We start from the raw sequence: 14,677 nt of genomic DNA on the forward strand, positions 1-14,677 counted from the left end.
TAAAAGATCTTTATAAATTAATTGTGTCCACACGATAGCTTTCATCTGAATTGATTGCAGAACGAGGAGGTGTACACGCAAAAGATAATTATCGAAATCAGGTGATGAAAACCTAATGAATAACAAGTTTACAATCAACCATAATTTTCTGGTAATTCAAAAGCTCAACCTCCTGATCAATCAACTGCAAGAGCAATTTAATTGCATTTTCACCCACAGCTTCAGGATTTTCTTCAACAGATGCAATAGGCGGAGCATCAAGATAAGTGATGAAAGCATTGTTGCCAAAACCTATACACTCCAACTCAGAAAAATTTGGATGGCTGACAGACCTCAGGTATTTAATTGCATCAAACAAAATAGGTTCTTTAAAAGCAACCAAAGCAGTTGGCATGTTCTCTGAATTTGAAAACAATTTCTGAATGGCAGTGATGGTACTTTCTTTATCAAAATCAGTATAAGCCACCAAATCAGCTGCAAAAGGAATCTGGTAATCTTTCAGGGCGTTGATATATCCATTGAAACGATCATGGGTGAAGTTGATCATCTTCGGTCCGCCGAGGTAAGCTATTTTTTGATGATTCCTTTTGATTAAAAACTTTGTCGCCTCGTAGCTCCCCTGGAAAGTATTTCCTAAAACCTTATGGCAATTTAAATTAAAACTCGGGTTCCTGGCATAATAAACTACCGGTGTTCCTATATTTTCAAATTGATCCAGGTGAGTAAAATCCTGTGTGTTTTTTGAAATGGCGATGATCAGGCCGTCAACCCGGCTTTTCAGCAACATGTTAGCAGCTTGAATCTCTTTCTCCAACTCATCATGAGTTTGCCTGATGATTACATTATAACCATTCGCCGTAGCAAATTGCTCCACACCATAAATACTGCGGGTAAAAAAATGATCCAGCAGGTTCGGAAGAATAATACCGATAATCCGCGATTTCCGTTCCTTTAAATTGATGGCAGATTTATTGGGCGTAAAATGTAAATCTTTCGCCATCTCCTGAACACGTTTCTTAGTGTACTCATTAATGGTTGGGTAATCATTAAGTGCTTTAGACACGGTAGATACCGACATTTTTAATTTTTCAGCCAGGAATTTAAGTGTTACCGGTGTGTTGCGAATCATCTTTTCCAATCTCTAGGCATAGTTAAGCAAAATTCACTATTATTTCAAACGTTTGAAATGATGCCGCAATCCAATTATCAGGTTTTCTTTTGCCCTCAGCACTAATTTTGGGCAACACTTTTATAATTTCGTTAGCGGATATGCTAACCAAAACGCCTGTAAATATGAGTTTATGTGCCAGAGAGATAAAAAGTATTGATTTAGATCGTTTTCAGAAACACCGTCCGTTAATTAATTGTTAGTTTTGAAACAGTCAATTAATTAACATATCAAAATACCAGTTATGCTTAGATCAAGTTATACCTTACTTTTTATCTGCTTTTCGCTCTTTACTTCCATTACCCATGCTCAGGTTAATGCGATCCAGAATATCCAGGCCAGAAAAATTCAGAGCCTGAATGGAAAATGGAATTATATCGTCGATCCTTACGAAAATGGTTATTATGATTATCGCCATGAGCCTTTCGATCAATCAAAAAGCGGTACTGGTGGATATTTCGATGATCGGGTGCAAAAAGATAAAACAGAACTGATTGAATATAATTTTGATCTTTCGCCGCAAATGAATGTTCCCGGAGATTGGAATTCACAATCAGAGCAACTCTCACTTTATGAGGGGAATGTCTGGCTGCGCCGGAAGTTTGATGCAAAACCCGAAAAAGGCAAAAAGTACTACTTGTACTTCGCAGCAGTAAATTACGAAGCCAATGTTTATTTGAATGGTAAAAAGCTGGGCACCCATAAAGGTGGGTTTACACCTTTTCAGTTCGAGGTAACCAGCAGACTTAAAGTGGGGGAGAACACTTTAATTTTAAAGGTAGACAATACCCGGAAACAAGATGAAATTCCTACCGTAAATACCGATTGGTGGAATTATGGCGGGATCACCCGCGATGTTTACCTCGCTGAATTTCCAGATCATTTTATTAGTGATTACAAACTTCAGTTGGTTAAGGGAAACAATAATTTGCTAAGCTTTTCGATGAAACTGGCTGATGCAAGTGCGGGACAAGACATTACCTTATCCATTCCGGAACTTAAGCTAGAAAAGAAATATAAAACGGATGCAGAAGGAAAGATTAGTGATGAATTTACCTGGAATAATTTGTCTTTATGGTCGCCGGAAAGCCCAAAATTATATGGCATAAACATTAAAAGTGATAAAGAAGATATTAATGATAAAATTGGTTTCAGAACCATTCAGGTGAAGGGCGATAGCATCTTGTTGAATGGCAAGAACACCTTTTTGCGTGGTGTTTCTATTCATGATGAGAATCCACTTTTGGCTGGTCGTTTGCGCTCAGAAGGCGATATGCGCATGATGTTACAGTGGGCTAAAGATATGAATTGCAACTATGTTCGCCTCGCACATTACCCGCACAATGAAGAGATGATTCGTTTAGCAGACGAAATGGGCCTCATGGTTTGGGCCGAAGTTCCGGTTTACTGGACCATTAGCTGGACTAATCCATCTACTTATGCCAATGCAAAACAGCAGTTAACTGATTTAATTGTTCGTGACAAAAACCGGGCAAGCGTGGTAATCTGGTCTATTGGAAATGAAACCCCATTGAGCGATGCCCGTTTAAGTTTTATGAAGAACCTGGCCGAAACTGCACGTACTTTAGATGATTCCCGTTTAGTAGCTGCCGCACTTGAAGTACACCGAGATGGAAATACAATGATTTTAAATGATCCGTTGGGCGAAGTGATTGATTTAGTAAGCTTTAATGAGTACGCAGGTTGGTATTGGGGCGGCTCTCCGGCAGAACTTGCTAAATATAGTTTCGACATTAAATATAATAAACCAGTGGTGATCAGCGAATTTGGTGGCGATGCTCTAGGTGGCTTCCACGGTGATGAGAATACCAGATGGAGTGAGGAGTACCAGGAATCGCTTTATAAAAATCAGTTTACCATGTTGAGCAAAATTAGTGCTTTACGCGGTGTTACGCCATGGATTTTAGCAGATTTCAGGTCGCCAAGAAGGCAACACCCAGTTTACCAGAATTTCTGGAACCGCAAGGGATTAATCAGCGAAACGGGAAAGAAAAAGAAAGCCTTTTTTGTAGTGAAGGATTTTTATGATCAGATGCAAACAAAATATAAATAAAGCCTGATGGTTTAGCAAAGTATTTTTGTGCCCACAGATTTATCTCGCTGAGGAATAAAAAGTTAGCAATCATCAGCTTTCCTGGCAATGAAAAAGATACGTAAGAATGATTTATATATGGAACTAATTGATTGATTTATTCGGAAATTGGACACCTAATAAAAAGAAGATCGCCTTATACAGGCGTTTAAACGTAAATGATAATAATAATGAAACAAAATTTGAGCATCTTATTGATTTTGGCAACGGCTTTTAGTGTATCGGCTCAAAAAAAGAAACCGGCTAAAGCAGCAGTCCAAAACTATCAGGTAGAAACTAAAAAAGTAACGGTATACACCACTGCCGAAAAGTCTGATTTTCGCATCAGCAAAACGGAAACCTTAAATTTTGTTGAGAACAGGCAACCATTTGAAAAAGAGCCTTGTATTTTTGTAGATCCTTCGCTAAAATTTCAAACATTGGTTGGAATTGGTGGTGCCTTAACGGATGCATCAGCAGAGACTTTCGCGAAGCTATCAAAGAAAAATCAGCAGGAATTACTGGAAGCTTACTATAGCAAAGACAAGGGAATTGGCTATTCTTTAGCCCGTACTAATATTGCCAGTTGTGATTTTTCTAGCGGCAGTTACAGCTACGTGCAGGAGAATGATAAAGATTTAAAAACATTTAGTGTGGCACACGATGAGCAATTTAAAATCCCATTAATTAAGCAGGCAACAGCAGCAGCAGGGGGTAAATTAACTTTATTTGTAAGTCCATGGTCGCCACCAGCGTGGATGAAAGACAATAACAGTTTAATCATGGGAGGCCATTTATTGCCAGCGTATCGCCAGAGTTGGGCCAATCATTATGTGAAGTTTATTAAAACATACGAGCAGATGGGTATCCCAATTTGGGGTTTATCCGTTCAGAATGAGCCAATGGCAAAACAAATCTGGGAATCTTGCATTTACACTGCAGAAGAAGAGAGCGATTTTATCAAAAATTTCTTAGGTCCAACTTTGCAGAAATCAGGTTTAGCATCAAAGAAATTAATTGCATGGGATCATAACCGTGATCAGATTTTCCAGAGAGCAAGCACCATTTTAAATGATAAAGATGCTGCAAAATACGTGTGGGGAATTGGTTTCCACTGGTATGAAACATGGACGGGCAGTGGCATGCAATTCGGAAATCTCCGTCAAACACATGAAGCTTACCCGGATAAAGCCTTAATTTTTACAGAAGGATGCCAGGAAAAATACGATGTAAATAAATTAGATGACTGGACTTTAGGTGAGCGTTATGCTTATTCTATGATCAATGATTTTAATGCCGGAACTGCAGCATGGACAGATTGGAACATCCTTTTAGATGAAAAAGGTGGACCAAACCATGTTGGAAATTTCTGCTTCGCACCCGTACATGCAGATACGAAAAAAGATAAACTGATTTATACCAATGCCTACTATTACATGGGCCATTTCTCGAAATTTATTCGCCCGGGTGCTAAAAGGGTTGGCGCAGCATCAAGCAGGGATAAACTGCAAAGTACTGCTTTCTTAAATACCGATGGAAAATTAGTCGTGGTGGTAATGAACCAATCTGACGAGAAATTAAAATATAGTTTGTGGATTAAACAACATGCCGCAACCACTACCAGTTTGCCACATTCTATCACCACTCTAGTAGTGGAATAAACCAAATAAAAATCTAAGTAATGATAAAAAAAATCGAAAATCTGTTTACCTTAAAAGATAAAGTTGTTGTAGTTACTGGTGCCACTGGCGTGTTGGGAGAAGCCTTTCTACAAGGACTTACGGCCGCGGAGGCAACAATTGTTGTGATTGGTAGAAATGAGGAAGTAGCTAAACTTCGTACGCAAGAAGTAATAGAGGCAGGAGGCAAAGCCATTTACATCATTGCTGATGTATTGGATGAAGCAGCTTTATTAGCCGCAAAAAATCAGACTCTTGAAACTTTCGGCAGAGTAGACGCTTTAGTTAATGCAGCCGGAGGTAATGTTGCAGAAGCAGTGATCCAACCTGGAAGCGATATTTTTGACCTGAACGTTTCTGCGCTAAAACAGGTTTTCGATTTAAACTTATTTGGAACAATCATCCCGACTCAAATTTTCGGAAAAGAAATTGCCAAAAATGGCGGCAGTATTGTGAATATTTCATCAGTTTCTGCAACACAAGCCATTACCCGTGTATTGGGTTATTCAATGGCAAAGTCAGCTGTAGACAGTTATACCAAGTGGATGTCGGTTGAATTAGCTAATCGTTATCAGGATAAAGTAAGAATCAATGGCATTGTTCCAGGCTTTTTCATCACTAATCAAAACAGGGCTTTACTTACCAATCCAGACGGTTCATTAACAGCAAGGGGAGAGGCTATTATTGTGAAAACACCATTCAAGCGTTTTGGTGCTCCTGAAGAATTAATCGGTGCGCTGGTTTACCTGTTAAGTGATGCTTCTAAGTTTGTGAATGGCGAAAACCTTACTGTTGATGGTGGATTTTGTGCCTTCTCTGGCGTTTAATTAATCTTCTTAATCTATAAAATAGTAAAAGACCTGAACTGGCTTGCGCCAAATAGACGAACCAAATAGAATATGAAATATAAAAAATTAGAACAAACCTGGCGTTGGTATGGCCCAAATGATCCCGTAAGCTTGCAGGATGTAAAGCAGGCTGGTGCAACTGGTATTGTAACGGCATTACACCACATTCCACATGGCGCAGTCTGGCCGCTGGTAGATATTCAGGAAAGAAAGGCGATTATCGAAACTGCTGGCTTAACCTGGTCTGTAGTAGAAAGCGTGCCTGTTCATGAGGCAATTAAAACCCGCAGAGCAGATGCCGATCAGTATCTGGAAAACTATAAGGAATCTCTTCGCAACCTGGCACAATGTGGGATAAAAACGGTCTGTTATAATTTTATGCCAGTTTTAGACTGGACACGTACACAGCTGGATTTAGAAATGACAGATGGTTCGAAAGCTCTTTATTTCAACTGGATTGACCTTGCCATTTTTGATCTTTATATTTTGAAGCGGGTAAACGCCGATCAGGATTATTCAGCATCTATTTTAAAACGTGCCCAGGAAAAATACGCAAATCTGAATGAGCAGGAACTGACTGATCTTCGGATAAATGTTTTAATGGGAATTCCGAATGAAAAAGAAATTGAGCTGGAAACCTTGAGGACAAGTATTAACGAATATGCAGCGATTGGAACACAGGGTTTGAAAGAGAACTTGAAATATTTTCTTAATTCCATAGCAGATGTTTGTACGGAAGAAGGCATCAAAATGACCATCCATCCCGATGATCCACCATATCCGATTTTGGGCTTACCGAGGATCGCCAGCACACTGGAAGATTTTGAGTACATCATCAGCGAAGTTAATCAGGCTTTTAATGGCGTTTGTTTCTGTACCGGATCTTTGGGCGCAGGAATGAAAAACGATGCATTGGAGATTTTTGATGCCGTAAAGGAACGCGTTTATTTCGCCCATCTGCGGAACGTTACGAAAGACGAGGATGGAAGCTTTTATGAAGCCGATCACCTGGGTGGCGATGTAAATATGTATGAAATTATGAAAGCCATTTCAGAAGAAAATGCTTTGCGTGAACAGCCAATTCCGTTTCGCCCGGATCATGGGCACCAGATGTTGGATGATTTGGCCAAACAAAGTAACCCAGGCTACTCTGCTATTGGCAGATTACGGGGCCTGGCAGAATTGCGTGGATTGGAAGTTGGCGTAACAGGTAACTACTAGATTGATTGGAGAAGAGGGTTTATCACATATAATTTACTTCTAAGTTTGTCGAAAGATCTCAAAGCTTTTTGAAAAATCTTTCGACAATTCTAACTAACGATAAGTTAAAACCTCTTCAATAAATATCCCGCTTATTTCAGGGATTTCGCAGATTTAGGCGTTCATACTTTTCATTTTAAATCTGCGAATTTTTTCTCCTTAAATCTGCGGGAAACTAAAGATATCGTTATATCTTTTTAAGAAAACGAGATTGCTTCTTAGCTCACGATCACCTCTAATTGTAAAAAAAGATTCCTGGTTTTAAACTGACGAAGTTTTCCTCCGTACAGGCCAACTAAACTTCATAAGTTGATTCCTTATATCTGCGAATTTTTTCTTCTTAAATCTGCGGGAAAATAAAGATATCGTTATATCTTTTAAGAAAAACGAGATTGCCTCTTAGCTCACGATCACCTCTAATTGTAAAAAAAAGATTCCTGGTTTTAAACTGACGAAATTTTTCTCCGCACAGGCCAACTAAACTTCGTAAGTTGATTCCTTTATATCTGAGGAGAAAATAGTGTAGATACGTTAGCCAAATCACAAACTTTCCGAAATGATATTTTGACATTACTTGCGGTTTATGCACTTTTAACAAGATATTAAACTCATCTTTGTTGTGGCTTGAAATTTGCCCCTTTTGAAATCATTATGGAAAAGAACCTGCATCCCGAAAAAAAGATTTTAACGCCTTCAGTAATTCATGATGATTTGCCTGAGGTAAAAAAGCCGGAACACTTAAGGAAAGCGGCCCCAAATCATAATGACCTGTTACCCGAAAATCCTGAACGCAATTATCACCATGAAGAATTCAAATCCACAGTTTCAAGTCATGATGAGATTAAACATGCAGATGATGATGTTTGGAATGGTGAGGATGCTTAATGAGAACGTAAGTTTTTAGAACTTCACAATAATCCACTTTTGATTAATTCCTGGTAAAAGTATTTCAACTTGATAATTCAGGTATACACCAAGTTTTCCAGTCTTAAACTTATATTGAATTCTTTAATTATCTCCTGTAGCGTTTTGGGTAGTAGATCCGTTTATTCATATAAATTACAATAGATATGAAAAATAAACTATTCTTAATCAGTGGGTTATTGATGTTACTTTCCTTTGTTACAATTTCCTGCAAAAAAGACAAAACATCTGCGGGATCACCTGATGTGCTAACTGGTGGATGGGAAGAGGTTCCTCAAAAAGCATACAGTAGAAGATTATCATTCAGCTTAGGAGGTAAGTTCTCCATGCAAATTAGGGATCAGAGTAATCAATACTGGAGTAATGAAGTAATAGGACAATATTCCATATCAGGAGACCGATTAATTGTTAATATCAGTAGTAATCTCGAGAAATCGTCTACCGGTAAAATCATTACAAATACCCCAATAAATTATGTTTTATTTGAAAACGGGAAGTTTAATATTGACAATCATGTGCTTAGTGTAAATTATACCACTTATCCTGCAGATGCACCGATACCCACTGTAGCGAAGTTTAATCAATTTATACCTATAGATTAAACCATTAATTGATCAATTTCATCTCGCGCAGGATTTATTAGTTTAATAGCGCATCGTGAATGATAGGTGATCAGTTTACTACTTTTGCCAAAGTTTACAAAGGAGATCATTTAAAAAGAAAAGTAAATAGTATTTTAATAAGTAAATGCAGCTGAAACCCTTATTTATTAAGGTTAAAAATATCTAATTATATTTTCAAACTCACATTCATAACTTCATTAATTCTTCATTTGATATTTCGAGATTTATTAAACAAATCACAAGGTTTATTAACCACTAAATAAATATCAACATGAAAGCAATTAAAGTATTAATGATCGCCCTGGTAGCTACTTTTGCAGTAAACGCAGTAAGTGCACAAACTAAAGAACCAGTAAAAGCAAAAACAGAAAAAACAACAATTAAAAAAGCATCTAAAAAACATCACCACAAAGCTAAAAAAGCTGCTGCTGCAAAAATGTAATTTCAAACACAAATGAATTAAGTTAAGAACCGCAAGGAAATTATTCCAGGCGGTTTTTTTTGTTTACCCAAAAGTGATTATTATTGATGAATCACTATTAACAGAAAAAAGAATTTTTCATATTTGGGCTGTTCGATTACTTACTTATTGTTGATCATGGTGATGCAAATTTCATTAAAGCGAAGAAGAAGGGTTGAAATAGTTTAGGCTATCTGGTGACATAAATTTCGGTATGTTTAAAGAATTTAATTGTGGTGTGAAACATAACCAAGAACGCCCTTTTAGGGTTACTATAATTATGAAAAAATCTATTTTAACAATTCTCGCATTATTGCCAATTGCAGTTTTCGCGCAAAAACAGGAAGCGACTCCGTTTGTCGGAGCAACTAAAATAATTATACAGAATAATAATAGCGCAGCTGATAACTACACGCTCACCGCGGAGAAACTGCTGGATCAAAATTATATGATTGATAAAAGCGATAAAGAATTTTATCAGCTTTATACTGGCGGAAGCAAAATATATGGAGAAGGATCTGTTCGTTTAATGTCTCTTTATGTTTTAAATAGAAAAGGGAGCATTACAATTGTAGGCAGGATAAAGAAAACCGAACAACTCCGAATAGTGAATACACCGCAAGACACGGATAATTATGAAAGTGCGGTTTATAAAAAAACCTTACTGATGAAAAATATTTACGAGAAGATGGAGCAGTTTGCAAAATCAATCGGTGGCACCATAGTTTATTCTGAATAATTTTAGGCATTAGAAAACGACCGGGCGAGCATGTAACATTCTAACCTTCAATATGGGTATATTGCACATTAAAAAAATGCATTTTCCGCAATTACAAGCAGTAGTTGCCTTATTTATATTCAAATCATCTAAGCTTAGGTTTGCTTGATGATTTCCTTTATTTGTTAAAAACATAGATCGAATCTCGCTGTTTCACAGCTACTAATTCTCACACATTTTCTCAGTTCGCAAGTGGTGCGCGTTGCTAAAATCCTTATCTTACGGACACATAATCAATTAGCATAAATATGACTTTGGAGTACTTTAAAAGACAAGTGGCAAGCCCTATAGTCTCATTACATAATTCATTGACATTCACATTTATCTACAAAACAGAAACTACTGGTATAGTCAATGCCCATGATTCTGAACTAGGGGTAACCTTAAAAAGCGATTTTGAACTCCTCTATAATGATGCGAAAAACCTGATTATATATTTAAAGGATTATAATGTTAAACATGGCAATTGGGTTGGCCAAGGTCTTTCATGCAATGTAATCTTTCTTGTGGATAACTTGAAGAAGTTTGAGTCTGCTTATGACTTAGTTGGAGAATAACCATATACTGCTAAACATATTGTTGCATCTTTCTACATACCTTTAAGGTTGGAGCAACTCTTAATTAATAACTAACGTTGCGTTTAATCAAGAAGAAATTGATAAATGAATATTAATGAGCTATTAAAATTACACGAAATCAATTTCGGTGTGGATGGTCTAGGATGGACCCATGCTAAAGGCCGAGGATTAGCTTGGTTTCTTAACGATCTTCAAGATGCAGATTTCCTCCCCGAGATTATAGATAGGTGCGCTGAGAAATTAGAAGGAGCTCCAAACCACTACGAAAAGGACTGGTTTTCTTATAATGTCTTTTCTGCTCGCTTAACGGATGATAGGGTTGAGATAACAGGACTTTCATCTGTTTTTGCTGGAGTTTTACAAACCATACCATTACGAGATTTTAAGATGATCTTAGAAAAGTGGTTGGAATTTTTAGAAAAACATGGCTAAGCTGAGTGTTTTATTGCATAAATATAACGCGGCATCGCTTCTGTGAAGCTCTACTGCACTTACCCTCGCTCTATTTTCAGGGCATACGTTCATAAGTTAGTCTCTGGCTACCCAGAATAGTTTTGGGTGAAGAAAGCTATTACAGCTTTGCAGATGAGGAGATGATTTGAATAATTTGGAAATGAAAACCAAACGAAATAACTTTGATTTAATTAAACAATTTTAAACTAGCGCGCCAGTTGCGCGCCAAATGCGAAATAAAACAGCATAGATGGGAAATAAAAAAAGGCCTTTAGATTAAACTAAAGACCTTTAAACGTACCCCGGAAGGGACTCGAACCCCTGACCCTCGGTTTAGAAAACCGACGCTCTATCCAGCTGAGCTACCGAGGCTCATTTTTTTAACGAGTTGCAAATATAGAAGTTCTATCTATAAAGCGAAAATATATTTTAAAGAATTTTCAATCAATTTTTATTTGGTTGAATAACCATTTAAGGACTAATTAATTAGCCTTGTTACATTCTTTGCAAATTCCCGAAACAACGAGGTTCATATCATCAATTTTGAATCCTTTTTCGATTTTCAGGGCCGGAATCTTCACATCATCCAGGCAATAAACGCGTAAACAGTTATTGCAATTGAAGTGTACATGTTCATCATGGTGGTTATGTTCGGTACAGGAATTAGAGCAAATGGCATAATTAGCTGTCCCGTGGTTGTCTAAAACCCGGTGAATGATACCTTTCTCCTCAAAAGTTTTTAAAATCCGGTAAAGCGTAACCCTGTCGATTTCCTTACCCACCACATTTTCCAGGTAGGGCTGTGACGTTGCAGAATCCCGGTGTGATAATATATCTAAAACCTGTAAACGAGCGCCAGTTCTTTTCAGGCCATTTTTTACCAAAAGATCTTCGTATTGCTGTGTTTTATTTTGCTCCATAACGTAAAATTAAATAATTACTTTGGCATTCGTAATCGAAACCGGTGGTTGATAGCTGGCATTGGTATTGGCCAGTTTCAAAATGCCCTTCACGCGGATCGGTTTTTCTGTAAAATCAACGGGACTAATTAGTTCAACCATAATCATGATCGGAACACCATTTTGCCCACAAAAGTAACATTGATTTATCGGTAAAGTGGCCAATAAAAATTTTTGTTGCTTCTTTGCACTTTTGATAGGGATCAGGTAGCCAGTTAAATCAAACTCGGCATCTTTAAATCGATTAATCGTTGCACTATAAATAGGTAAAAGTTCATTTTTTTCTGTCAACTCAAATTTAACAGTTCCAATCACATCCCAATTTAACGATCTAAGCTCATCGCCCGGTCGGTGTGGCTTCTGTTGCGCGAAACCAATGTTCGTACATAAAAACAATAAGATTATCGTTAACTTTTTCATGGAACTTGTTTTGCACCTAATAAAAAGAATTCAGAACGATCATCGCCAGAATCATTAATTACAAATTTCCCTTTAATTTTGATAGGCTTATCTGTAAACGGAATGGCAGACACCATTTTCACTTCAATCATCGAAGGGATATCTCCGGTGCCACAAAACGGACAAGATTCTATTGGTACAATCGACAATAAAAATTCGGAAAATTTCGCCCCAACTTTGGTTGGATAAATATAGCCCGGCAGTTCGATCACCTTGTTATTTAAAGCCATAAGTTCAGGTGGAAAAATACTAACCCACTTTAATGGCTTAACCTGCTTATCATAACGCAGGCCGACTAAATTCCAGGTAGGGGTACGCATATCTTTATGAACCTTCACTTGTGCCTGTAAGCTGAAAAAGCTGGAGAAAAATAGCGCTATCAATAATATGTATTTCATTATTTATCTTTTGAAAGAGTATTCGCAATATCAACCCGATAAGTTTGAATGGCAGGAATAATCGCTGCGATAATGCCAATCGCCAAGCCTGCACCAATTAAATAAAGTTCATCCATCACAAAATAAATTCCCGTAAGTCTGGCTTGTGATGATTCCTGAAAATATCCGATCAGGCTAAGTGCCACATGACCAATTACTAAACCGATGATGGCACCTGTTACGGTAATCAGGAGGCCTTCTAACATCACCAGTAAAAATATTTTAGCTTTTGAAGCACCCAAACAGCGCATAATCGCCAGATCATATTTTTTCTCTTTCATCGAATTAAATAAACTAATGAAAACACTCAACGCAGATATTGCCATAATTAAAATAGCGAACCATTTTAACGTCTCAATACCCACACCAATTAAAGAAAACAACCTTGCGCTTTCCATTGCCGGAGAGGCGGCCTGCATATTGGTACTTTGATTCACCATTCTGGGAAAAATTACCACAGACATTGGCGATCTATACTGGATCAGCAGCGACGTAATCTCCCGATTATTAATTTCTTTTTCTTCCTCCGCATGATGTGTTTTACTTTCTTCATGATTGGGTTCATGCATTTTATAAACGCTCCCAATGTTCGTTAAAATCAGGTTATCCGTTACGTTGCCTTGAGGTGTCAGGATTCCCGAAACCAAATATGCATGTTGCTTATGTTCATCACTGGCATCACTCAATCCGTGTGCGCCGAAAAATTTATCACCAACTTTTAAGTTTGATTCCTGCGCAACGGCGCTTCCGATGGTGGCCTCCAGATCTTTGTTCCAGAAATTTCCCTCAGCCAGCTTCAACCCATATAAACCAGTAAATGAAGAATCTGTTCCTACAATTCTGTATCCTTGATAGTTATCGCCGAGCGCCAAAGGAACGGCTCTTTTAACCATCGGATTTTGCATCAGCTCCTGTGCATCCTTTGCAGGAATGTTTCCCGTTGGAAAATCGATATGATAAATACTGCTCAAAATGAGTTGCAGTGGACTACCTTTAGCGCCAACCACAAGATCAATATCTTTTGAGTTACTTTCTAATTTATTGCCAATTTGTGTGGAAGCCAGAAAAAGGATAGACAAAATGCCTACACCAAACGCAACCAGGATGATATTTAAAAAGGTTGTGAGTTTATTTCTGGATAAATTTTTAGCACTTAATTTTAATATATTCATTACAATAAATATTCTTTGCTTAATCTGTTTCTTACCCGATTATCATGCGTGGCGACAATTAAAGATGCATCGCTGGATGCTGCCTGGGTAGTTAATAAAGAAATTACCTTTTCAGCATTCTCATCGTCAAGACTGGATGTCGGTTCATCAGCAATAAGTACCGATGGATGATTAACCAGAGCACGGGCGATGGAAGCGCGTTGCAATTGCCCCTGACTTAATTCATCAGCATAGCTTTTCGATTTGTTGGCGAGTCCTAAACTGTCTAAAAGCATTAAAATCCGTTTTCCATCAACCGGTAAACCCGCAAAAGTAGATGCTATAGCGATGTTGTCGTACATATTCAGACTTTTAATGAAATGTGGCCGCTGGAAGATAATTCCAATCTTTTGCCCCCTGAACTTATCCATTTCCCTGGTAGAAAGATCATATAAGCTGGTACCATCCAGAATGACATTTCCACTTTTTGGCTTAAGCAAACCAGCGATAATATTAAGCAAAGTACTTTTCCCACTTCCAGATGATCCGAGCAAAAGCCATTGTTCCCGGTCTTTAATTTCCCAATCGGGAAACTGTAGCGCAGGTACATTGTGGTATTGGTGAACTAAAGATTGAATTTTGATCATAACTTACGAGGTGATATCAGGCTAATATTTTTAATGGCATAACGGCGATAAATTTCCTTCCCATCGTTAGTACCGTGTTTGCAGGCGGGGTTCAGCATACAAATTGCACTTAAGGCAGAAATAAATAAAACTTTTATCTTTCTATTCATGGCTACAAATAT

General features: G+C 37.7%; 17 protein-coding genes and 1 tRNA gene. 10 read left to right on the forward strand and 8 right to left on the reverse strand.

Features of this window, described 5'->3' with window-relative positions; translation table 11 throughout:
• Nucleotides 1-112: 112 nt before the first annotated feature.
• Nucleotides 113-1,129, reverse strand: coding sequence for a LacI family DNA-binding transcriptional regulator (locus tag ACN1CD_RS05640; protein WP_419129636.1), 1,017 nt, complete (start codon nucleotides 1,127-1,129; stop codon nucleotides 113-115).
• A gap of 283 nt (nucleotides 1,130-1,412) precedes the next feature.
• Between ACN1CD_RS05640 and ACN1CD_RS05645 the strand changes: the two genes are divergently transcribed.
• The 10 genes from ACN1CD_RS05645 to ACN1CD_RS05690 all read left to right on the forward strand — a co-directional run bounded on the left by ACN1CD_RS05645 (nucleotide 1,413) and on the right by ACN1CD_RS05690 (nucleotide 10,842).
• On the forward strand, nucleotides 1,413-3,242 hold the full coding sequence (locus ACN1CD_RS05645) for a glycoside hydrolase family 2 protein (protein ID WP_419129347.1): 1,830 nt from the start codon (nucleotides 1,413-1,415) through the stop codon (nucleotides 3,240-3,242).
• Nucleotides 3,243-3,451: 209 nt separating this feature from the next.
• Nucleotides 3,452-4,921, forward strand: coding sequence for a glycoside hydrolase family 30 protein (locus ACN1CD_RS05650; RefSeq protein WP_419129348.1), 1,470 nt, complete (start codon nucleotides 3,452-3,454; stop codon nucleotides 4,919-4,921).
• A 20-nt stretch (nucleotides 4,922-4,941) separates the two neighbouring features.
• Nucleotides 4,942-5,766, forward strand: coding sequence for an SDR family oxidoreductase (locus ACN1CD_RS05655; protein WP_419129349.1), 825 nt, complete (start codon nucleotides 4,942-4,944; stop codon nucleotides 5,764-5,766).
• 72 nt (nucleotides 5,767-5,838) lie between these two features.
• Entirely contained in the window at nucleotides 5,839-7,008 is a 1,170-nt protein-coding gene (gene uxuA / locus ACN1CD_RS05660) for a mannonate dehydratase (RefSeq protein WP_419129350.1), read from the forward strand.
• 690 nt (nucleotides 7,009-7,698) lie between these two features.
• Nucleotides 7,699-7,932 carry a hypothetical protein gene (locus ACN1CD_RS05665; protein ID WP_419129351.1) on the forward strand — a complete coding sequence of 78 codons (234 nt, stop codon included), beginning with the start codon at nucleotides 7,699-7,701 and terminating at the stop codon, nucleotides 7,930-7,932.
• A 185-nt stretch (nucleotides 7,933-8,117) separates the two neighbouring features.
• Nucleotides 8,118-8,573 (forward strand): hypothetical protein, encoded by a 456-nt coding sequence (locus tag ACN1CD_RS05670; protein ID WP_419129352.1) that lies wholly within the window; start codon nucleotides 8,118-8,120, stop codon nucleotides 8,571-8,573.
• A gap of 292 nt (nucleotides 8,574-8,865) precedes the next feature.
• Nucleotides 8,866-9,036, forward strand: coding sequence for a hypothetical protein (locus tag ACN1CD_RS05675; protein WP_419129353.1), 171 nt, complete (start codon nucleotides 8,866-8,868; stop codon nucleotides 9,034-9,036).
• 232 nt (nucleotides 9,037-9,268) lie between these two features.
• Entirely contained in the window at nucleotides 9,269-9,793 is a 525-nt protein-coding gene (locus ACN1CD_RS05680) for a hypothetical protein (RefSeq protein ID WP_419129354.1), read from the forward strand.
• A 347-nt stretch (nucleotides 9,794-10,140) separates the two neighbouring features.
• Entirely contained in the window at nucleotides 10,141-10,389 is a 249-nt protein-coding gene (locus tag ACN1CD_RS05685) for a hypothetical protein (protein WP_419129355.1), read from the forward strand.
• Between the two features lie 105 nt (nucleotides 10,390-10,494).
• Complete coding sequence (locus ACN1CD_RS05690; RefSeq protein WP_419129356.1) at nucleotides 10,495-10,842, forward strand: hypothetical protein; 348 nt, start codon at nucleotides 10,495-10,497, stop codon at nucleotides 10,840-10,842.
• 319 nt (nucleotides 10,843-11,161) lie between these two features.
• Here the strand turns inward: ACN1CD_RS05690 and ACN1CD_RS05695 are convergent.
• The 7 genes from ACN1CD_RS05695 to ACN1CD_RS05725 all read right to left on the reverse strand — a co-directional run bounded on the left by ACN1CD_RS05695 (nucleotide 11,162) and on the right by ACN1CD_RS05725 (nucleotide 14,665).
• Nucleotides 11,162-11,235, reverse strand: a tRNA-Arg gene (locus ACN1CD_RS05695).
• Nucleotides 11,236-11,345: 110 nt separating this feature from the next.
• Nucleotides 11,346-11,783: a Fur family transcriptional regulator gene (locus tag ACN1CD_RS05700; protein WP_419129357.1), complete on the reverse strand. Its 438-nt coding sequence runs from the start codon at nucleotides 11,781-11,783 to the stop codon at nucleotides 11,346-11,348.
• Nucleotides 11,784-11,792: 9 nt separating this feature from the next.
• A complete protein-coding gene (locus tag ACN1CD_RS05705) occupies nucleotides 11,793-12,242 on the reverse strand; it encodes a hypothetical protein (protein WP_419129359.1) in 450 nt (149 codons plus the stop codon).
• Complete coding sequence (locus tag ACN1CD_RS05710) at nucleotides 12,239-12,679, reverse strand: hypothetical protein (RefSeq protein WP_419129360.1); 441 nt, start codon at nucleotides 12,677-12,679, stop codon at nucleotides 12,239-12,241. Before ACN1CD_RS05710 ends, ACN1CD_RS05705 begins: the two co-directional genes overlap by 4 nt.
• A complete protein-coding gene (locus tag ACN1CD_RS05715) occupies nucleotides 12,679-13,890 on the reverse strand; it encodes an ABC transporter permease (protein ID WP_419129361.1) in 1,212 nt (403 codons plus the stop codon). The genes ACN1CD_RS05710 and ACN1CD_RS05715 overlap by 1 nt, the downstream gene beginning before the upstream one ends.
• On the reverse strand, nucleotides 13,890-14,516 hold the full coding sequence (locus tag ACN1CD_RS05720) for an ABC transporter ATP-binding protein (protein ID WP_419129362.1): 627 nt from the start codon (nucleotides 14,514-14,516) through the stop codon (nucleotides 13,890-13,892). Before ACN1CD_RS05720 ends, ACN1CD_RS05715 begins: the two co-directional genes overlap by 1 nt.
• Nucleotides 14,513-14,665: a hypothetical protein gene (locus tag ACN1CD_RS05725; protein ID WP_419129363.1), complete on the reverse strand. Its 153-nt coding sequence runs from the start codon at nucleotides 14,663-14,665 to the stop codon at nucleotides 14,513-14,515. The genes ACN1CD_RS05720 and ACN1CD_RS05725 overlap by 4 nt, the downstream gene beginning before the upstream one ends.
• Nucleotides 14,666-14,677: the final 12 nt, after the last annotated feature.

It is taken from the genome of Pedobacter sp. N23S346 (genome assembly GCF_048515415.1).
Taxonomy (GTDB): domain Bacteria; phylum Bacteroidota; class Bacteroidia; order Sphingobacteriales; family Sphingobacteriaceae; genus Pedobacter.